18 protein-coding genes, 1 tRNA gene and 1 pseudogene are annotated in these 19,712 nt (G+C 59.1%); 3 read left to right on the top strand and 17 right to left on the bottom strand.

The genetic code is table 11. From position 1 onward, the window contains the following. On the top strand, positions 1 to 266 hold a 266-nt coding region (locus BN1118_RS22200), incomplete at its 5' end, for a DJ-1/PfpI family protein (RefSeq protein WP_043554750.1). A gap of 108 nt (positions 267 to 374) precedes the next feature. Here BN1118_RS22200 and alsS read toward each other — a convergent pair. Together alsS and budA are read right to left on the bottom strand one after the other, a co-directional pair. Continuing rightward, the gene (gene alsS / locus BN1118_RS04650) at positions 375 to 2,045 is read right to left on the bottom strand and encodes an acetolactate synthase AlsS (protein WP_043554749.1); all 1,671 of its coding nucleotides are present in this window, start codon (positions 2,043 to 2,045) and stop codon (positions 375 to 377) included. Positions 2,046 to 2,072: 27 nt separating this feature from the next. Next, complete coding sequence (gene budA / locus BN1118_RS04645; RefSeq protein ID WP_043554748.1) at positions 2,073 to 2,852, bottom strand: acetolactate decarboxylase; 780 nt, start codon at positions 2,850 to 2,852, stop codon at positions 2,073 to 2,075. Positions 2,853 to 2,961: 109 nt separating this feature from the next. Between budA and BN1118_RS04640 the strand changes: the two genes are divergently transcribed. Beyond that, complete coding sequence (locus BN1118_RS04640) at positions 2,962 to 3,846, top strand: LysR family transcriptional regulator (RefSeq protein ID WP_043554747.1); 885 nt, start codon at positions 2,962 to 2,964, stop codon at positions 3,844 to 3,846. Between the two features lie 128 nt (positions 3,847 to 3,974). Here the strand turns inward: BN1118_RS04640 and BN1118_RS04635 are convergent, their stop codons facing one another. The 10 genes and pseudogenes from BN1118_RS04635 to BN1118_RS04595 all read right to left on the bottom strand — a co-directional run bounded on the left by BN1118_RS04635 (position 3,975) and on the right by BN1118_RS04595 (position 13,304). Continuing rightward, a complete protein-coding gene (locus tag BN1118_RS04635) occupies positions 3,975 to 4,676 on the bottom strand; it encodes a DUF2931 family protein (RefSeq protein ID WP_043554882.1) in 702 nt (233 codons plus the stop codon). A gap of 8 nt (positions 4,677 to 4,684) precedes the next feature. Then, the gene (locus tag BN1118_RS04630; protein WP_043554879.1) at positions 4,685 to 5,371 is read right to left on the bottom strand and encodes a DUF2931 family protein; all 687 of its coding nucleotides are present in this window, start codon (positions 5,369 to 5,371) and stop codon (positions 4,685 to 4,687) included. 14 nt (positions 5,372 to 5,385) lie between these two features. Further along, positions 5,386 to 7,386: a T6SS phospholipase effector Tle1-like catalytic domain-containing protein gene (locus BN1118_RS04625; protein ID WP_043554746.1), complete on the bottom strand. Its 2,001-nt coding sequence runs from the start codon at positions 7,384 to 7,386 to the stop codon at positions 5,386 to 5,388. Further along, complete coding sequence (locus BN1118_RS04620) at positions 7,386 to 8,186, bottom strand: DUF4123 domain-containing protein (protein WP_043554745.1); 801 nt, start codon at positions 8,184 to 8,186, stop codon at positions 7,386 to 7,388. The genes BN1118_RS04625 and BN1118_RS04620 overlap by 1 nt, the downstream gene beginning before the upstream one ends. Next, entirely contained in the window at positions 8,183 to 8,860 is a 678-nt protein-coding gene (locus tag BN1118_RS22195; RefSeq protein WP_244463574.1) for an ADP-ribosyltransferase, read from the bottom strand. Before BN1118_RS22195 ends, BN1118_RS04620 begins: the two co-directional genes overlap by 4 nt. 102 nt (positions 8,861 to 8,962) lie before the next feature. Beyond that, positions 8,963 to 10,969 (bottom strand): annotated as a pseudogene (locus tag BN1118_RS04615) (type VI secretion system Vgr family protein); the annotation flags it as partial. 11 nt (positions 10,970 to 10,980) lie between these two features. Then, complete coding sequence (locus BN1118_RS20985) at positions 10,981 to 11,280, bottom strand: PAAR domain-containing protein (RefSeq protein WP_043134409.1); 300 nt, start codon at positions 11,278 to 11,280, stop codon at positions 10,981 to 10,983. A 189-nt stretch (positions 11,281 to 11,469) separates the two neighbouring features. Beyond that, positions 11,470 to 11,988, bottom strand: a complete 519-nt coding sequence (hcp1, locus tag BN1118_RS04605; RefSeq protein ID WP_042867131.1) for a type VI secretion system effector Hcp1 — start codon at positions 11,986 to 11,988, stop codon at positions 11,470 to 11,472. 232 nt (positions 11,989 to 12,220) lie between these two features. Further along, positions 12,221 to 12,991 (bottom strand): LuxR family transcriptional regulator, encoded by a 771-nt coding sequence (locus BN1118_RS04600; protein WP_043554744.1) that lies wholly within the window; start codon positions 12,989 to 12,991, stop codon positions 12,221 to 12,223. A gap of 225 nt (positions 12,992 to 13,216) precedes the next feature. Then, a tRNA-Ser gene (locus BN1118_RS04595) sits at positions 13,217 to 13,304 on the bottom strand. A 198-nt stretch (positions 13,305 to 13,502) separates the two neighbouring features. Between BN1118_RS04595 and BN1118_RS04590 the strand changes: the two genes are divergently transcribed. Beyond that, positions 13,503 to 14,252: a DsbA family protein gene (locus BN1118_RS04590; protein WP_043554743.1), complete on the top strand. Its 750-nt coding sequence runs from the start codon at positions 13,503 to 13,505 to the stop codon at positions 14,250 to 14,252. 180 nt (positions 14,253 to 14,432) lie between these two features. On the opposite strand, the gene galE is transcribed toward BN1118_RS04590, so the two are convergent. The 5 genes from galE to BN1118_RS04565 all read right to left on the bottom strand — a co-directional run bounded on the left by galE (position 14,433) and on the right by BN1118_RS04565 (position 19,701). Beyond that, positions 14,433 to 15,458: a UDP-glucose 4-epimerase GalE gene (galE, locus tag BN1118_RS04585; protein WP_043554742.1), complete on the bottom strand. Its 1,026-nt coding sequence runs from the start codon at positions 15,456 to 15,458 to the stop codon at positions 14,433 to 14,435. 83 nt (positions 15,459 to 15,541) lie between these two features. Beyond that, positions 15,542 to 16,561 (bottom strand): FAD-binding oxidoreductase, encoded by a 1,020-nt coding sequence (locus BN1118_RS04580; protein ID WP_043554741.1) that lies wholly within the window; start codon positions 16,559 to 16,561, stop codon positions 15,542 to 15,544. Positions 16,562 to 16,693: 132 nt separating this feature from the next. Then, positions 16,694 to 18,343, bottom strand: a complete 1,650-nt coding sequence (gene hcp / locus BN1118_RS04575; protein WP_043554876.1) for a hydroxylamine reductase — start codon at positions 18,341 to 18,343, stop codon at positions 16,694 to 16,696. A 218-nt stretch (positions 18,344 to 18,561) separates the two neighbouring features. After that, entirely contained in the window at positions 18,562 to 19,029 is a 468-nt protein-coding gene (locus BN1118_RS04570) for a Dps family protein (RefSeq protein ID WP_021140949.1), read from the bottom strand. 129 nt (positions 19,030 to 19,158) lie between these two features. Beyond that, entirely contained in the window at positions 19,159 to 19,701 is a 543-nt protein-coding gene (locus BN1118_RS04565) for a DUF3833 domain-containing protein (RefSeq protein WP_209428855.1), read from the bottom strand. Between the last annotated feature and the right edge of the window lie 11 nt (positions 19,702 to 19,712).

Raw genomic sequence — 19,712 nt, 5'->3', positions numbered from 1 at the left:
GCGCCGCCCCCGCCGTGGTGCTGCAACACCACGATCTGCTGGGGGATGCCAGCGTCACCTGTCATCCGGGCTTTCAAGCAGGCCTGCCAGCCGCACACTTGAGTAAGGCGCGGGTCGTGACGGATGAGGCCCATCGCCTGATCACCAGCCAGGGACCGGGCAGCGCCATCGAATTTGCCCTCGAAATCGTGCGGGTGCTGCGCGGGGACGACACAGCCCTCGCGGTGGCCGGCCCCATGGTGATGCCCCCCGCAGTCATGCCATGACCCCTGTTGCCATCGCGGATGCCCTCTCGTCATGACGAGCGCCCCTTGCCTGCCGGCAAGGGGCGCTCTGCTATTGGCCGGGCGCAACTCAAACTGCCCCCTTGATCGCTAGCTCAGCAACTCGGGTCTGAGCTGCTCCATCAGCAGGTGGTTGTCACTGTAATCCACCGGTATGGCCACCACCGCAGGCCCGCTCACCGCCATGGCGGCGCGCAGGGTCGACCGTAGATCCTCGGCGCTGGTGACCGCAAACCCGGCCGCCCCGAAGGACTCGGCATAGGCCTTGAAATTGATAGGCCCGAAGCTCACCCCCGAGCTGCGGCGGTACTTTTTCTCCTCCTGCATCGCCACCATGTTGTAGCCGTTATCGACCCAGATGATGTGCACTATGTTGGATTTGAGCCGCACTGCGGTCTCCAGTTCCATGCTCGACTGCATGAAACTGCCATCGCCGGACACCGAGATGATCTTCTCCCCCGGCCGCACCATGGCCGCACCTATGGCCCAGGGCAGCGCCACCCCCATGGTCTGCTGACCGTTGGAGATGAGCACCTGGCGCGCCCGGAAGCTGTATAGGTAGCGGGCAATCCAGATGTGGAAGCTGCCCATGTCCACGCACAGGGTCATGTCCTGCCCTATGATGTCCTGCAGCTCCTTGACGATCCGCAGCGGATGGATGGGCATGCCCCCCAGATGCTGGGCATGCTGGGTCAGCTGATGGCGCTGGGCCCGTATCTCACCAAGCAGGGCGGCGATGGCGGGGTCCCGTGCCAGCGGCTGGTTCAACATCTTGGTCAAGCAATACAGATTGGCACTGATGGAGCCCACCAGCTCAACCGCCGGGCAATAGCTGCTGTCGATCTCCGCCGGCAGGGCATCGATGTGCAGCAGTTGCCGCTCACCCGTGCCGTTCCACAGCACAGGGTCATATTCGATGGGGCTGTAACCGATACAGATCACCAGATCCGCATCCTGCAGCAACCTGTCCCCCGGCTGGTTGTTGAACAGTCCCACCCGACCGGCGAAGTCATCGAAATGGTGGGTATCCACCACGCCAGCCGCCTGATAGGTGCCCGTCACCGGCAACCGGCTCTTGTCCAAAAAGGCGCGCACCGCGAGAGAGTTTTCCGGCCGGCTGGCCAGCAGGCCAAGCAGCACCACCGGTTTGCGGGCTTGCGCCAGCAGGCTCAGCGCCCTGTCGATGCCCGCCTCATCGGCGGCGCCCGGTTCGGGTATGGCTCTGGGCACCAGGATGGCGCCATCGGTGGGCTCGTTGATGATGTCCATGGGCAGGCTGACGAAGGCGGCGCCGGGGCGACCCAGTTCGGCGGACCGAAAGGCATTGGCCATCACCTCGGACAGGGCGGATCCGGTTCCCACCTGGGCGCTGAACTTGGTGACGGGGCGGCACAGGCTGACGGTGTCCAGGCTCTGGTGAGTGAGCTTGAGGCCATCGGCACGTCGCACCGCGCCACCCAGCGCCACCATGGCATCCCCTTCCGAGGTGGCGGTCGCGAGGCCTGTGATCAGGTTGGCGCAACCTGGGCCCGAGGTCACCAGCGCCACCCCGGCCTTGCCGGTCAGACGGCCCACGGCGGCGGCCATGAAGGCGGCGTTCGCCTCGTGACGCACCACTATGGTGTCGATGGGGGAATCTTCCAGGGCATCGAATACCCGGTCGATCTTGGCCCCCGGAATACCGAATACCTGCTTGACGCCCTGCGCCTCCAGATGGCGTACGACCAGCTCGGCCCCACAGCTCCAGTGTTGATTTTCCATGAGAATAACTCCTTGTAAGCGAAGGGATTAGCCTTCGGCAGCGCGGATGGCGCGGTCCAGATCGGCGGGATTGAGGTCAGCCTGTTGAAAAGCAGGGTTGCGCGGCAGCTCTATGTTGAGATGCTGAACCACAGACAACTGCAACTGGCCGTGGCCCATGGCGTAATCGAGGATGTGACCACCGCCCTTGCGATCTTCGGTGATGAAATGTTCGTGATAGCCGGCCACATTGATCCCCTGCACGAAGGGTGGGCAGCGAAAGCCCACCAGGGTGCCGCGCCGCTGGCTGAACGAGAACAACGGCTGTGCCTCTATGGCCTGCAGCATGGGCTTGTAGGGGGGAGTCTGGCAGGGCACTGTGCGCACCTGGGCCTGCTCAAACAGACCATCGAGGCGAAAGGCGACGAAGACGTTGTCGGTGCCCACCAGCTGATCGATCCACTGATGGATCTCGTCGCGGCTGAGGGGGTGATCGAAGCGGCGCTCCAGACAGGGTCGAAAGTGAGTCATCACCGCAAACGGGGTTTTCTGGCCGGCCTGGGCCGGACGGGCCGAGCCATCGGCCTTGAGTTGATGGATCTGGCGCTCGAACGCAATCAGCTCGCCGTCGAGCCGGTTGAAGGTGCCAAGACCAAAGTCGCCGTGGCGCAGCAGATCGGCCATGGTGGTCTCGCCCTCATAGACGCCGGCCAGCAGGGCGCTCATCAAGGAGCTCTGATAGACCTCGCCACCACCCTGACGGGCTTGCCAGCGAGCAAACTGCTGGCTGATCTCGATGGCACAGTCACACTGTGTATGGGTTTCCATTTGGATTTAACCTCCAATCCTGTTAGGTTGGCAAATCAGGATTCAATAGTGACCAAGATCACACTTTGATACCAATATCCAAACCCATCAGCTTCGAGACGTACCAGATATGGAATTTCGTTACCTGCGCTACCTGGTAGCCGTGGCAGAGAAGCAGAGCTTTACCAAGGCGGCCGAGGCGCTGGGCATGGCCCAGCCGCCCCTCAGCCAGCAGATCCGCAAATTTGAACAAGAGGTGGGCACGCCGCTGTTTCACCGGCTGACCCGCAGTGTGGAGCTGACCGAGGCGGGGCTGAGCCTCTATCAGGATGCCAAGGGCATACTGTCGCAAACCGAGCAGGCCATGCAGAAGGCCCAGCGCATCGCCCGAGGTCAGCTCGGCTCCCTGCGCCTGGGCTTTGCCGGCTCCACTGTGCTGCACCCGAGTGTGCTGCGCCTGATCCACGACTTTCGCCAGGCCTGGCCAGAGGTGAGCCTGCATCCCATCGAGAACAGCATGCCCAATCTGGTGCGCGACCTGATGAGCGAGGAGCTGGATGCCGCCATCCTGCGCCTGCCGTGCAGCAGCAGCTCGGCGCTGACTCACCACCTCATCGATGAGGAGGAGATGCTGATCGCCCTCCCCCCGCACCACCCGCTGGCAAGCACGAGCGCCATCGCCATCGAGGCTCTGGCGGCAGACCCCTTCATCCTGTTCCCGCGCGAGCTCGGGCCGGGCCTGCACGATGCCATCACCCAACGCTGCCAGCGGGCCGGTTTCAGCCCTCGGCTCGGTAGCCAGAGCCCGCAGGTGATCTCCACCGTCGGCATGGTGCAGGCCGGTTTCGGGGTTGCCATCATCCCGCGCTCGGTCAGCGAGCTGCACCCCCACGGCGTCAGCTATCACCCCATCGCCGATGAACCGCTCACCACCCGCATCAGCCTCGCCACCCGTCGCCATCCACGCCAGAAAAGCCTGCAGCACCTGATAGGGTTGATCCCTGGCCATCATTGAAAGACAAACCAAAACCCCCATCGCCATAGGCAGATGGGGGCATTGGTGCCGTATTACATAGCGTACAAATATTGGTCTACTTAATAATTCAGCTCACCTTTATCGCCGGTTGAGATGAAACAAAATCGTTATTCAGACACAGGATTCACATCGGTGACGGGTTGGGCAGCACGATAAGCATCCATGATGGGAGCCCAGGCCATACCACTGGGAGTGGGATATTGCTTGTAGGCATTACCGTATGCTTTATCAAAATCGTCAAACCACTCTTTGTATACTTTGGTGACTGGATTTTCCTTGTCTTGCGAGGTTTGAATTTCCTTAGCAATCCCTCTAGCCAGCAGGATATCAGGCTTCACTTTGGCATTGGTTATAAATGCTTCCACATAGCCGCCGGTGGCCATGCCTAAGCCAATATTATCGCGGCGTACTTCACGCCATTCGTCTTTTACCTTGATGCGATAAGGCTGCGCAATCATGCTTTCCAGTTCTGCTGGCAACGCTAGGCTAATGCGATAGCGCTTTTTGTCATGGAATGAAATCCACTCCACTTCTACCCGATCGGGGGCGGGGTGAATATCACGGCGGCCCTTGCCTATGCTCCAGCGGTAATCTTTCTCTTTTAACGAGTTGGCGCTAACTGAGCGTAGAGCCCCATTGGTTGAGGCATCCACCAACTTGCCTTGACGATAAAAGAGCACCTCAGTCACCCATAACTCATCAGCGTTCGAACCCACCATATGGCGCCAGTCCAGTTGTTTGGGGCCTGTGGGGGCCGCCTGACAAGCAGTGACTAGTGGCAACAGCAGCAGTAATAGGAGTGTGCGCATTGATGCCATCATCGCACCGGGTTTATATCTGTCTTGGGCTGCTTGGCACGGTAGGCGTCCATGATAGGAGCCCAATCCATTCCGTTAGGAACTGGGTATTGCTTGAATAGCTCACCATATTTCTTGTCGAAATCATCCATACCATATTGGCGCGCTATCGGTACTCTCTGGTCATACCAATCATCGGTCACAACTTCGGCGATACCACGGGCGAGCAGTAGGTCAGGACTGAGTTGCAATCCTCCTCCTGTTAGCAGGACCTCGAAATAACCACCTGGAGCTAAACCAAAGTAGAGGCGATTTCGTCTATCATGACGTCCTTCGACTAAATACACCTGACGCATTTTCTGCTCTAGGTCGGTAGGTAAATCCACCTTGATGCGGTAGCGCTTGCGATCATGGAACGAAACCATCTCAATCACAGCTTTATCGGGGACGGGAACACCATCGGTAGGCAGGCCACCGCCGCCCGCCCAATAGTAACGCTGCCCCTTGATTCGGTCAGCAAGCAGACCTCCAGCCCCGCCCCCAGCCAGACGGTCGGCATAAACCGGTTTCCCTCCAAGATAGAACTCGGTCTTGGTGTTCTTAGTAAGATCTATATTGCTGCCTGTACCATAACGCCAAGAAAAAGGTTTGAGCTGTGCATCCGCAGCACAAGCCAACAAGGGACAAAGCAGGCCAAGCACTAACATCCATCGCTTTAACATCATGACACCTTGTTCCCTATCAGTTTGCGCCTCTCCTTACTGATACTCGGTTCGTATTTATTGGTATTGGCCGGATTGGCGATGCCCTGGTTGCTGGCACTGTGGTGCAGATAGTCACGACGCAAGGCACGGTAAACATCGGGCGATAATTGATGGGTCAAGTTCTTGGCAACCTTCTGTTCGATAGCTGATAGCGCCCAGAGTTTATCCAACGTTTTCAAGTCAGCCTCTGGCCGTCTGATAGAGAGCGGCTCAAGCTGCAATGCCCTATCTTCCGGCATCCATGCTTTAAACGGCACCCCTACGGCGCGGCCCGCCTCAACCATCATATGCAGCGGAATACGGGAGTATTCCCCCTCAACCACTCTGCTCATCAGTACCTCCACATAGACCGACTTTTTGCCGGGGCCTGTGCCATTTTTTCCCTCGGGACGCCGGAAGGAGTAAGGTTTTAGGCTGATCGCCCCCAGCGGCGGCACAGCGCCACGAGGCAGGTTGGGGTTGATACGAGTGACCCAGCCCAACGTTCTTTTCTCGTCGGCATACGCCTTGGCTTTTTGATAGGCAAGGCTCTCGGCATCTGGTGTTGTAACAGCTTCCACACTCATAAAACGTTCCAGCTCGATGCGCTCGATCAGGGCAGGATCGCTATTGGGATTGCTCAAGCTCCAGCGGCTATAGTAACCGCCGCCTATGTCAGAGTGAGCTCCCGGTAGCGCCAGCTCAGTAAAGTGAGCAGGAGTACTGGTGCCTGCGGCATCTTCTGTAATACGTGATAGCGGGAAGTATTTACGCACCTCATCCAGCGCGGTGAGATGTACCACCCGCTCTGCGCAATCCGCTTTGAGTTGAACATTGACACTGCGGTTATAAGAGGAAACTACGGTATCGAACAGGCCCACAAAGGTAAAGCGTACATCGTCGCGGCTAGCCCAATCAAAACCTGCCTTGAGGTGAATATCCGGGCTATTCGCCATAGCTTGCACCAAGGGGTGATCGGCTTTTTGGTCGATAACATTGACGAAATGGCGGGCGGCAGCTGCGCCCCGACTAAAGCCAAACACATCGAATACGATGCGATGGATGCAGTCGACACTTGGTAAAACGTCACGAAGATCATCGTGAATACCCATCAGAATTGTATCTGTACAAGCTAGCGTCACTTTGCCAATGATGGAGGTGTTCTCCCCACCAAAATCGAGATCAAATCCCTGGGTCAGGGTGTCATCCGAACGATATTCAGGGCCATTTTCTCCTGCGATTGGGTCGCGAGTCCCAATACCACTGATATAGCTGTGAGCCACCAACGGGCCTGCTGCGATGTCATATTGCTCAAACAACTTGCCCACATTGGTCACATCATTGGCGGAGCTACCTTCAACCGGGCTTTGCCCCATCTGGCAGCCCTGTAGCTCTTTCTCCCGCTGCGCCGGATCTGAGCAGGTTTCCAGAAGCCACTGCTCTACTTTTTGCAACCCCGCCTGGGCGTTGTGGGTGTTGTTACCCGTGCCGTCAAAAAACACCCCGATGCGCAGGGTGGTAAGCTGATAGCCCTTCACTTCAATTACATAGGAGTGCTTGGTGAAAAAGCGGGGAGGCTGAGCCTGTTCTGCCTGATGTCCTCCCGGTAGTGGCTGCTCTGGTTCAGTGAGGCAAAGGTCGCCTGAGGTCACCTTGATGTGCTCTCGTTTGACGTCGCAGTGCCCGAAGAGCTTGTCTGTATAGGCGAGTACCTGTGTGACCTCACCCTCCTTGAGGGCCTCACGGGATTGCGCCGCCTTGAGCCAGGCTGGCGTCTCGATTTTTACTGTCACCGGGCCAACTGCAAAACCTCGTACCAGGGTGGGTCCATCCTTCAGGGTGACCGTCTCTGACTTGCCTGTTTCGTCAGTCAAAGTCGCCTTGAGCCCCTTGAACGAACAGTTGTGCTCATCACGAACGTCTATCTCTATCCAGTTATCATAACGTTCGCAAGGGATACAGTGGGGATCTGCCGCCATCAGGATACTCCTGTCAATTCGTGATGTTTGTTCAGCCAGTTTGCTACCTGCACCAGCTCATCGTCGGTCAGCATCAAAGGCACCCGTATCTCTTCAAGAGGCAAATTGGCCTGCAAGGCCAAGGTGCCAGCCACCACACCATCCCGCACATCCTCTTGCAGCCCATCCTGATTGGCCTGTTTGAGGGTGGGTAAAATGGTCCCGGCCGGGTCGGGATGGCGCTCCATCATAGCCGTCATGGTCTGCCATAACCGCCGCCGCAAGATGTAGGCATGACGGTTCTCGTCGTAGAGTCCAGCCAGGTGATGAGGCCGGATATGAAACCAGGGGCTTTGCAATGCGGGTTGGAACCGGGCATGAGGCGTGCGAGAGAAGGCCTTGCCATGGATCCAGAGCCCGGAACAGGGCCCCAGCACACTATCGCGTTCATCAGGGGTCATGGCGCTGAGCATCGGCAGGAAAATGCGTGGGTCAGAGAAACGAAACCAGACAGCTTCTCCCTCGCGTATCGCTTCTATCAGGCTCTGCCAATGGCGGCGGATCTGCTCCACTGATTGGTCGCTGATCAGGTAGAAGCAGCTCAGGGCGGGATTGGCAATCATGAACTCAGTGGAAGGGGCAGGCAGCAACCAGGGCCCCAACGCAGACTGTTCATCGAAAGCGGTACCGGCAAAAAGTGGATTGGCATTCTCTCCGTCATATGTATAGAAATCTGCCACGGCTGACGCCGCCAGGGCTCCATCGATGACAGCATATATTTCACCCGCTTGCTTGCCAGCGAGCCAATCAGATAACGTCATAATACGGAAACCTCAATCAGTCGCTTGATCCTGCTGCGGTTGTCCGATGCATTGTCAGAGGTTGGAATCGTATTGAGCAAGGAGTCAAAATCGCCGCTCATGGAGGAAACCACCCGATCGACCCTGAGTCTGGTCTGGGTCGGAAACAGCATTTCCGCTTCCCCCTTGAAGTGCGCAGCGTCTCCCAGCAGACGGCCACCATGACCGGCAGGCAGGCGGATCCTCAACAAGGTATCGTTGACCCAGGCCTTGTCCGGTGAGGTACTCATGAATCCTGGCTCAACAACGATATTGCCCACCCCGGTAAACTGATCTTTCAGGGCTGCAAGCTCCGGCTTGTCCAGCGCCAACCCCCGGTACACGAAGTCCAAATCGGGTGAGGCCGGCAATTTCGCCAGACCAGCCTCCACATCGGCAACATAGGCCTTCATTGCCTGGTCGAACTCACTCGCGGATGTCGGTTCATCATTCAAATAACTGCGGCTAAGCAGGGTATCGATGGCCTCTCGCTGCTTGTAGGGGCGATCCCGCAAATAGTTATTGAGCAGCGTATATCCCTGCGCCGAATAGTATCTGAGCGCTTCATCCGCTTTGGATATCTCTACCGTCGCCCACTTCTTTGCCGGCTTTTTGCCCTCCCCTTTGGCCACAACGGGTGGTGGCGGCGGTGGCATCGATGGCCCTCCGGCAAGCTGGGGTGGGGCGGGTGGTGGCACTGGTGGTCCCCCGGCAAACTGGGGTGGGGCGGGTGGTGGTGGCGCGAGCGGACAAGGCTTGGCCAGCGGCGCCATGGACTCCATGCTCTTGTGAATGGCCGGAGCAGGCAAGGTTGCCGGAGGTGGTGCTGGCACCTCAACATTGCCCGGCAGGATGGGCGACTTGCCTGCCCAGCCGGAGCCAGAGCCCGGACTACCACCCGAGTTCATCTTGATGGAGCCACCACTGAGGGTCACGCCACCAGCATCAATCTTCACAAAGCTGCCACCCACTTTCAGGGTCAGCTCGGCGCCCGCCTCCATCACGATTTTCATGCCCGCCTTGTGATGTACCTCGCTTCCTGCTTCCACCAGCAGGGACTGCCCCAGCTTCTGGTGCAGGCTGGCATCCACCGTCAGCGAATAGTCCGCCTTCACCTGGTCGCGCTTTTCACCTTCCACCGTCAGGTGGTCGTTGGCTTTGATGCGAGTCACCCGCTCGTTGTCGATGTCGCTGTGCTGGTCGTGCTTGATATGCCAGACCGCATCGTTCTCGATAAGCACGTTCAGATCTTTCTGACCGTGGATGTAAATCTCTTCCTTGCCCGCCTGGTCTTCGAAGCGCAGTTCGTTGAAGCCTTCGCCCTGGTGGGTTTCGGTGCGCAGCACGGTGCGGGTCTTGTTGGCCGGCAACTCGTAGGGTGGGCGGTTGGTGGCGTGGAAGGTGCGACCGGTGACAATCGGTTGGTCCGGGTCCCCTTCCAGAAAAGAGACGATAACTTCATGGCCGATGCGCGGGATGGCCATCATGCCATATTGGCCGCCGGCCCAGCCCTGACTGACCCGTACCCAGCAGGAGCTCTGGTCGTTGGAGCTGCCGTATCTGTCCCACGGGAACTGCAGCTTCACCCGGCCGTGCTCGTCGCAGTAAATCTCCTCCCCCTCGGGGCCGACCACCATGGCGATTTGCGGGCCGTCCACCATGGGCTTGTGAGGGGCCTGTGGGCTGCCGATGCGCGCCCGCCAGCTGGTGCTGGCTTTGACTACGCCAAATTCGTTGTGGTAGACGGTCGGGCCGCTGCCGCCTTCTTCCTCCAGCGCCTGCGGCTGCAAACCGGTGTGGCTGATGCGCACGATTTGCCAGTCGGTATTCAGACTGCCGTTCGGGTGTTCGGTTAGCGAGAAGAATTGCCCTGGCAAGAGGGCCGCGCTGTTGGACTTGCCGCTGCCGGCCACGGCGTCATTGCGCAGCGCATCGAGCCTGTGCTGGGCAAACGCCTTGCCGCTGCCGTCCTGCTTGTAGCGGCCCGGGAAATCGAAGTGCTGGTAGGTGCCCCGCTGGTGTTCCAGCTCAGCTCCCGCCTTCTTGTGGGAGAGACCGTAGGCCGGGGTCTTGAAGCTGTAGTCTTTGAGCTCAACATCGCTGGGGCGCACCGCCTCGCGGTAGTGGAACTGGCGCACGTAAGGGCCCTGCTCCAGCGAACGGTTGCCGAGATTGAAGAAGAGCGCGGGGCCGGCGGTCAGGGCGGCCGCGTCGTCGGCAAACACGACGCGGTGTTTGCCTGCGTCGAATTCGTGGAAGTAGAAGAGCCCCTCTTCGGCGGCGAGCCGGTTGACGAAATCAAGGTCGGTTTCCCGGTACTGCACGCAGTATTCCCGCTGGGCGTGCTCGTTTTTGAGCGCAAAGGCGTAGTCTGTGATGCCGTGCTCTTGCAGCAGGATGCTGAGGATTTCATCGGGCTTTTGCGCCTGGAAGATGCGGGAGTTGTGACGAAGGGAGAGCCGCCACAGCGCCGGCTGCACCCGCAACTGGTAGCGGGTACGGCGAAAGCCGCTGTCCCCTTGCGCAAAATCACTCACGACCCCGCACACCCGCCGCTGCAACTCGCCGTTGTACCACACCAGCAGTTCGCACGGCTGGTCCAGCACGGCGCCGAAGTCGACGTCAGGCTCTGGGCTCGCCAATTCCAATCGCAGCTGGAACGGTCCGTTCAGCGCCTCTTCCAGCGCAAACTCGGCCACCACGAAGGTGCTCTCGGGCAGCGCCCCCACCTTGACGGTAAATTGTAATCCTGTGCTGTCTGCCATAACGCTGTTCCTTATCCTGCCTGTCCGCTGCCAGAGCCAATCACAACGCCACCGCAACCTATGGCGGTGCCGGTCACGGCGATGGGCTTGCCACTGCGCCGCAAAGTGCACAGCACGGAGCCGACGCCTCCCGAGATGCTGCGTGGATGGGGAGGATTGTTGGGTTTGACGTGAGGGGCCAGCGGATCACCCTGCCGGGCCACCGGTTTTCCATCGAGGAAAACATCGGGGTTGGCGGCGATCACGGGGGATGGGTGAAGCCCATGGCGCCCGGTGCCGATGTCACCGGGCAATGCAATAGTGGGACACATCACGACTGACCTCTGTTGTGCTTTGCAATAAGGTCGATGCCTTCAGCCATATGGCAAAACACAAAAGCTCCGACCACGTCCAGATGAACAGGCCGGAGAAAGCTTGCACGGGCCTGGCGACCACTGACACTGTGAACGCCAGAACCCTGGGGTGCATTACAAGGAATAACGTCAATAAGGACTCGGGGCTTAGGCCTCGATAGGTGCACGCCAGTCGTCAGAGCCGGAGGTGCCAGCCACTGTGTGCTCCCAGTCAATCTTGCGATAGGCCAGAGAGACCTGGATCAGCTGGGTGAAGTCAGACTTCGCCGGATCCTGGCAGTGGGGCATCTGGCAGTCGATGTCGACTATGGTGGAGTCAGTCAGCACTGTGGAGAAGAAGTGCTCCTGCTTGCCTTCGACCGAGGTGCGGTACCATTTCAGGGTCACTTTCGGCAGCATTTCGCCGGAGGCCAGGGAGTTGTACATCAGCGGTACGGCCTTGTTCAGAGCGACGGTGAACTTGAACGGCTTGTGGACGCGCTGACCGGCAGGCTGACCGGATTGGGGGTCAGTCGGCACGGTAACGACGTGTTGGAACTCTTGTACCAGCATCTCGTCTTCATGGCCCTGCACGAAGATGTTGCCGACGGAATCGGAGGTGAAGGCACCGGCAGTGATATTGCCCTGGGTTTTACCTTCGATGCTGATATAACATGGAGTTGGCATGTGTATGCTCCTGATGGGTTGGTTAAATGAGATAGCACTCGACCAAACCATTAGCAGCGACCATGCCACTCTTTTTATCCCTTACTTTTCAGCATCTTAAGTAAAACACCCAAGCAAACCTCACTCATGCAGCGCAATAAGTTGTGCGTTACCGGCCTTTACACCATAAATAGTTGCCCACTCAGTTGAATGTTTTGCAGATCGCGCAACTACTTGCTCAATGCCAATGAAATCACTGTTTCTCATCCACATTGGCAACCAACGCCATCTCCACGTTTAACCTGACCATTCCCTGCTTCAGAGCCCATGAGATGGCCTGGCTCTTGCTGCTGGCCCCCAGCTTGCTCACCACATTGTTCAGGTGAAATGTCACGGTACGAGGGGTGATCCCCAATATCTGGGCAATATCGCTCACCTGCTTGCCCTCCGCAGCCCAGCGGCACACCTCCAGCTCCCGCAGACTCAGCGCATCGTGGGGTGACAGACCGGCCAGACAGACCCGGGCCACCGCCTCGAAAATATGCATGGAGAGCCAACTGAGAAAGGGCACCGCAGAGAGCCACTGCGCCCTGGTGCGAGGTTCGCTGGTGATGAAGGAGAGCAGGCCCACGTGGCCGTTGGCTCCGTGCCAGGGAAACGTCACGCCATCGCGAATGCCAAACTCGCTGGCCAGTTGCATCACCTCCCGGCCTTGCTCATCACCACCCTCTTCATCGCATGCCACATCGGCCCACAGAATGGGGGTGCTCTGGGTCATGCCGCGTTTGACGATGGGATCGATGGCAAAGAAACCGCTGGCCGTGTAGGTATCCACCCAGGCTTGCGGGCAACCGTTGAAGATGATGACGTCGGGGCGTTGAATGGTACTGGGGAAGATCAGGCCGAGCCTGAAATGATCGAATCCCATGTGCGCGGTCAGTTCACGCAACAGGGTCACTATGGTGCGCTCATCAGCGGCCGTCTCAAACTGGGCGATGAGATCCAGCGCATGCAGGGTGTTCATTTCTAGGGTATGAGGATAGTGCACAAGGTAGGGTGGCCAAACATGGAAACGTACCACATGTTAACAAGCGTCAACGGATGGCACACTTGGGCCTGTCACAAAATCGGAGATTGCCCACAGTTTATCCTGCAAATTCAGATATGACTGTATGAAAGCACCGTTGAAAGGGCACTGAGCACATAGCAAAAAGGCCATCCTTTCGGATGGCCTTTTTGGCTTAATAAATGGCGGAGGAGGTGGGATTTGAACCCACGGATGGTCGCCCATCGCCGGTTTTCAAGACCGGTGCATTCAGCCGCTCTGCCACCCCTCCGCGACAGTGCGGCGAATATTACCCATGGCGATCCGGCTTGTAAATCCCCTCGCGGTGCGTTTGCCGATTTATTGGGCTAAATGACGCATAAAGTCGACAAACGGGGCATAAGCAGCGCTTTTTCAACCAGATAACTTGACTTGAAAATAGACTCACCCACTATAGTGGCCATCACGAAATTTCCAGCAAGATGGACTTATGAGAATCAAACATGCCCTGCTTTGCGCCCTGACTGGCGCCACCCTGCTTGCGGCGCCGGTTCAGGCAAGCGAGCTGACCAAGAGCGATGTCGAGCAAATCGTGCGCGACTATCTGGTCAAGAATCCGGAGATCCTGGTCGAGATGTCCAATGCCCTGCGCGCCAAGCAGGAGAGCCAGCAGGCGGCCAACGACAAGAGCCTGATCCAGGCACATGCCAAGCAGCTCTATGCCAATCAGGATCCCGAGAGCGGCAACCCCAAGGGCAGCCTGACCGTGGTCGAGTTCTTCGATTACAACTGCGGTTACTGCAAGCGCGCCCATCCGCTGATCAAGCAGCTGCTGGGTGAAGACAAGGACATCCGCTACATCTACAAGCAGTTCCCCATCCTGAGCGAGACCTCCTACTTCGCCGCCCGTGCTGCGCTGGCGGTACAACTGGGTCAGCCTGACAAATACCAGGCCTTCCACGAGAAGCTGTACGCCCATCAGGGCCCGCTGTCCGATGAAGCCCAGGTGAAGCAGCTGGCGGAAGCGGCCGGGGTGAACTGGAGCAAGGTCGAGGCCAAGATCAAGGACGGCAGCATAGATCAGAACCTCGGCACCAACCGGGCGCTGGCCGAAGCCATGAGCATCTCAGGCACACCGGCCTTCATCATAGGTGACCAGATACTGCGTGGCGCCCCTCGCGATCTGGCGAGCCTGAAAGGCTTCATCAAGGATGTGCGCGCGGGCAAGAGCATTCAGTAACCCAGCCCTTCGCCCATAAAAAACGCCCCGGCATTGCGATGCCGGGGCGTTTTGCCATTCAGGCTTCAGTCCCTCAGGCCTGATGGGTCGTCGCGAGGAGCTGTCAGCAAGGCGAAGAGCTGCGCAGGGACCGGAATTTATATGAATAAATGAGGCTCCCGAGCAGCGCATGATCCTTGATCACGGCTTCGCAGTAGGACCATAGCCGTTCGGGTTCTGGCTTTGCCAGCGCCAGGTGTCCACCATCATCCGCTCGAGCCCGCGCTCCGCCTGCCAGCCCAGCTCGTCACGGGCCTTGTGCGGCTCGGCCCAGCATTCGGCTATGTCACCGGGACGGCGCGGTTTGATCTGGTACGCTATGGTGCGGCCGCTGGCCGCCTCGAACGCCCTGATCATCTGCAGCACGGAATAGCCCTGACCGGTACCCAGGTTGTAGGTGAAGACACCGGTATCGGCAGCGATGCGGGCCAGCGCCTTGAGATGACCGAGGGCGAGATCCACCACGTGGATGTAGTCACGCACGCCTGTGCCATCCGGGGTCGGATAGTCGTTGCCAAACACTCCCAGCTCCTTGAGCTTGCCGACCCCCACCTGGCTGATATAGGGCAGCAGGTTGTTGGGGATGCCGTTGGGATCTTCACCTATGAGGCCGCTCTCGTGGGCGCCAACCGGGTTGAAGTAGCGCAGCAGCACTATGGCCCAGCGCGGATCGGATTTGGACAAGTCACGCAGTATCTCTTCCACCATCAGCTTGGAGCGACCATAGGGGTTGGTCGCGCTGGTGGGGAAATCTTCCCGCAACGGCACAGAGGCCGGATCGCCATACACTGTGGCGGAGGAGCTGAACACCAGCCGGAACACACCCGCCTTTGCCATCTCCTCGCACAGCACCAGGGTACCCGTGATGTTGTTCTGGTAATAGGTGAGCGGGATCTGGCTCGACTCCCCCACTGCCTTGAGGCCGGCAAAGTGGATCACGGATTCAATCTTGTGGGCGGCAAACAGCTGCTGCAGACAGGCTCTGTCCAGCACGTCCCCTTCCACGAAGATGACCGGCTTGCCGGTGATCCGCTCGACCCGCTTGAGGGACTCGGGGGAAGAGTTGGACAGGTTGTCCAGCACCACGACCTGCTGCCCGGCATTGAGCAGCTCAACCAGGGTATGGGAACCTATGTAACCGGCGCCGCCCGTGACCAATATTGTCATTTATTATCCCGTGTTCTGGTGAAACTGGGCTGAGTGTACCCGCCCAGTCACAGCGGGAAAAGGCCGAGATGTTCATGGCACCCTCAATAGTCGAGGCTGACATCCCCCCTAGCGGTACAGGAGCAGGCCAGTGCGACGCCGCCCTCCAGATCCTGCGCACTCAGCGTCATCACACTCTGCCGTTCGATCTCGCCAGTCGTGGTACAGCGACAGGCGCCACACACTCCGGCGCGGCAGGCAGCCATCATGGTCTCGCCAGCCCCTTCCAGGGCGGCCAGCAGGGTCTGGCCCGGCAATATCTTCACCTTCTTGCCGCTCTTCTTGAGGGTCAGCCAGAAATGGTCGCTGGCGACCGCAACCGGCGCCGCGCCCGATGTAACAGCGGGCAGGCCGAACGACTCCTGATGCAACTGCTCCGCTGGCAACCCCAGCTCCGCCAGCATGGCGCAGACGGCGGTCATGTAAGGCGCAGGGCCGCACAGATAGACGTGGCGAGCGAGCAGGTCCGGTGCCAATTCCCTCAGCATGTCCGGGCTGAGTCGGCCAACCCAGGGGTGAGCGGCCGAAGCCTGCTCCAGCACTTTCTCCAGCACTAAAGCATGGCGCACGCCGGCATGGGCCTCGGCCAGCGCAGCCAGTTCGTCCGCGAAGATCAGATCCTGGGGCGAACGGGCGCTGTGAATGAAGCGGATGTCCGCCTCGGGCCGCTTGGCCAGCTCGTCGCGCAGCATGGCCCACATGGGAGTGATGCCGGAACCGGCGCTGAGCAGCAGCGGTCGCTCGCAGGGCAGCGCCGTCAGGTTGAAGTCGCCGAAGGGGCCGTCGACCCGGATCTCGTCCCCCACCTGCAGGCTCTGGTGCAGATGGTGGGAGACCCGCCCCACATCCTTGATGGTGACTTGCCAGCACGCGTCCTGCGGGCTGGAGGAGAGGGTATAGGCACGGCACATGGGCTGGCCATCGATCTCTGTGTGCAGGGTCACGCACTGGCCGGCCAGCACGGGGGGCAGACTGCCTGCAAGCGGCGCGAACTGCCAGCTCACCACATCATGGGTGTCGGCGCGACGACCAATGCAACGCAGGGTGAGAGAGGTGGAGGTCATCACAAGGCTCCTCATTTTGAAAACATGTTTTTGAAACACGACGCTTTGAAAAAAAGGCGAGCCATCAGGCTCGCCAAAGGCTTACAACACGCTGAGATGATCAGGCCTACACGGCCTGCGCTATCACCGGATTCAGGCCGCCAGGATCTCGGCGAGATCCGCTTCGGCCGTGGTGGTCCCTTTCAGCCCGAACTGCTCCTCCAGCACCTTGAGCAGGGCCGGGGTCAGGAAGGCCGGTGCGGTCGGACCGGTGCGAATGTCTTTCACACCGAGCGCCAGCAAGGTGAGCAGGATGACGATGGCCTTCTGTTCGAACCAGGAGAGCACCAGGGTCAACGGCAGGTCGTTGACGCCGCACTCGAACGCCTCGGAGAGCGCCAGTGCCAGCTGGATGGCGGAGTAGGCATCGTTGCACTGACCCACGTCCAGCAGACGGGGAATACCGCCTATGTCGCCAAAGTCGAGCTTGTTGAACTTGTACTTGCCGCAGCCCAGGGTGAGCAGCAGGCTGTCTTGCGGGGCGGCCTTGGCAAACTCGGTGAAGTAGGCGCGCTCGGCCTTGTCGCCGTCACAACCGCCCACCAGGAAGAAGTGGCTGATCTCGCCGGCTTTCACCTTGTCGATCACCGCTGGTGCCGCCTGCATCAGGGCATTGCGGGCAAAGCCGATGGTGATGAAGTGTTCGAGTTCTGTGTGCTTGAAACCGTCCAGCGCCAACGCCTTCGCCACCACGGCGGAGAAGTCATCCCCTTCCAGGTGAGTCACGCCCGGCCAGCCGACGATAGAACGGGTGAAGATGCGGTCGCTATAGTCGCCCACGTTGGGATCTATGATGCAGTTGGAGGTCATCACAACGGCGCCGGGGAAGTTCGCAAACTCCTTCTGCTGGTTCTGCCAGGCAGAGCCGTAGTTGCCCACCAGGTGGGGGTACTGCTTGAAGAAGGGATAGGCCAGCGCCGGCAGCATCTCGCCGTGGGTGTAGACGTTGATGCCAGTACCAGCGGTCTGCTCCAGGATCAGCTTGAGATCCATCATGTCGTGGCCAGAGACCAGGATGCACTTGCCCGGCACCGGGGTGACGCGTACCTGGGTCGGTTCCGGGTGGCCGAAGGCGGTGGTTTCACCGAGATCCAGCATCTCCATGATTTTGAAGTTGAGCAGGCCGATCTCCATGGCACATTTGAACAGGGGATCCAGCTCGCTCGGGTCCGTGCTGAGCCAGCTCATGATGCGATGGAACTCGGCGGCTACGGCGCTATCCTGCTGACCCAGCACCCGGGCGTGCTCCATGTAGGCGGCGGCGCCCTTGAGGCCGTAGAGGCAGAGCAGACGCAGCCCCATGATGTCTTCGTGCACCTCGCTCTTGCCGCGATTGACCGCGGTTTGCGGTGCATGGGCCAGCTGGGCGAGCAACTCGTCACCCGGCTCGAAGCCGGCGGCCTCGGGCAAGCCGGTGACTTGCACCGCCAGTGCAGCCAGACGGTCGGCCAGCTGCTGACGATGAGCCAGCGCCTGATTGACATAGCCAACGATGCGGGCGGAATCGAAGTTGACGTTGGTGAGGGTGGCGAAGAAAGCCTTGGGCACGAAGGCATCGATCTCGTTGTCGATGACGCCGTGCTCGCGAGCGGCCAGCGCCCAGGCACTGAGGCCCTGCAGCGCATAGATCAGCACATCCTGCAGATCCGAGGTTTCGGCCGTCTTGCCGCACATGCCTTGTGCATAAGCACAGCCATTGCCTGCCGGGGTACGAATTGTCTGTTCACATTGCACACAAAACATCATGCCTCTCCTAATTGGACATTTCAGTTACTTGTTTTGTGGCGATTCTATGCCCCTCGCCAAAAACTTAATAGGCATTCAATTTGCCAATTAAGTTTTCATTGATGCAGATCAAAAACAAAAAAGCCGCCCAAACAGGGCGGCAAGCGGGTGGATAAAAGGAGAGACAACTCGGGTTTACAACAAAGGTTTACAACAAAACTCGCTTCAACAAAGGATCAGGCCAGATAGGCGCGCAGCATCCAGACCAGTTTTTCCTGCTGCTGCACATAGTCGGAGAGGATGGATGCGGTGCCCTCGTCACCGGCCTCGGCGGCTTGTCCCAGGATCCGGCGCTGGGCGACCAGCAGCTCGCGGAAGCTCTCAAGCAGGGATTCGACACAGGCACGGCCGTCATGCAGTCCCTTCTGCTCCGGGATGGCAGAGACTTTCAGGTAGTCGCTGAAGCTGTGCATGGGTACGCCATCCAGGGTGAGGATGCGCTCGGCCAGGGCGTCGACCTTCAGCAGCAGATCGTTATAGATCTCTTCAAATTTCAGGTGCAGTTCGAAGAACTGGTTGCCGCGGATATTCCAGTGGAAGCCACGGACGTTCATGTAGAGGATCTGGTAGCTGGCCAGCAACTTGTTCAGCTCGGCGGCCAGGGCTTGTGATTGAACGGTATCAAGACCAATCGGACTTTTCATGTTTCACCTCCAGATTTGACGACTGAGCCAGATTAGCTCCCTTCAGACTCAAAAGGTAATAGTTGCTGCCTAACTGATTGATAGCGAGCGGCTATCGCCAAGTGCACCCATCAGATGATCTGGCATGACTCACCCCGGGCGCCGCTCGATATAGAGGATCACCTCGCCCAGATGAATGCCGAACTTGCTGATCTCGGCCCGATTGATCAGGCGATCTTCATCCAGCAGGTACATCCAGTCATCGAAGCTCACCCGCACCACCTCCCCGTCCGGCAGGGCCAGATCGAGCTGATAGCGCCAGTTGAGGGCAAAGCCTTCCGTCTTGCCTATCGCCTCCCCCACTACATCGGATGCGGTACCGCGCCAGTGACCATCCACCCCCTTGCTCAAGAACCAGGTGCGAGTCTGCCGGCGGCCGTCATCGAAATAGAACTGCTCGAACAACTCGCCCTTTCCACCCTGCCAATGCCCCTGCATCTCGACCCGGAAGCGACTGGTCACTTCGCCTCTGCGGTCGGTCACCAGGCCATGAGCCACCAGCTTGCCGTTGAAGAAGCGGGCGAGATCCCAGCTCGGCCCCTGACCACGGTAGTCGTCCAGATTGCTGCCACACCCCGTCAGCACCACGAGTGGCAACAGCAGCAGAAAGCGACAATAACGATAGAAAAACATTGAGTATTCCA

This window comes from Aeromonas bestiarum, assembly GCF_000819745.1.
Taxonomy (GTDB): domain Bacteria; phylum Pseudomonadota; class Gammaproteobacteria; order Enterobacterales; family Aeromonadaceae; genus Aeromonas; species Aeromonas bestiarum.
Note: the sequence above shows the minus strand (reverse complement) of the source record. Positions and strands in the feature narration are given on the sequence as shown.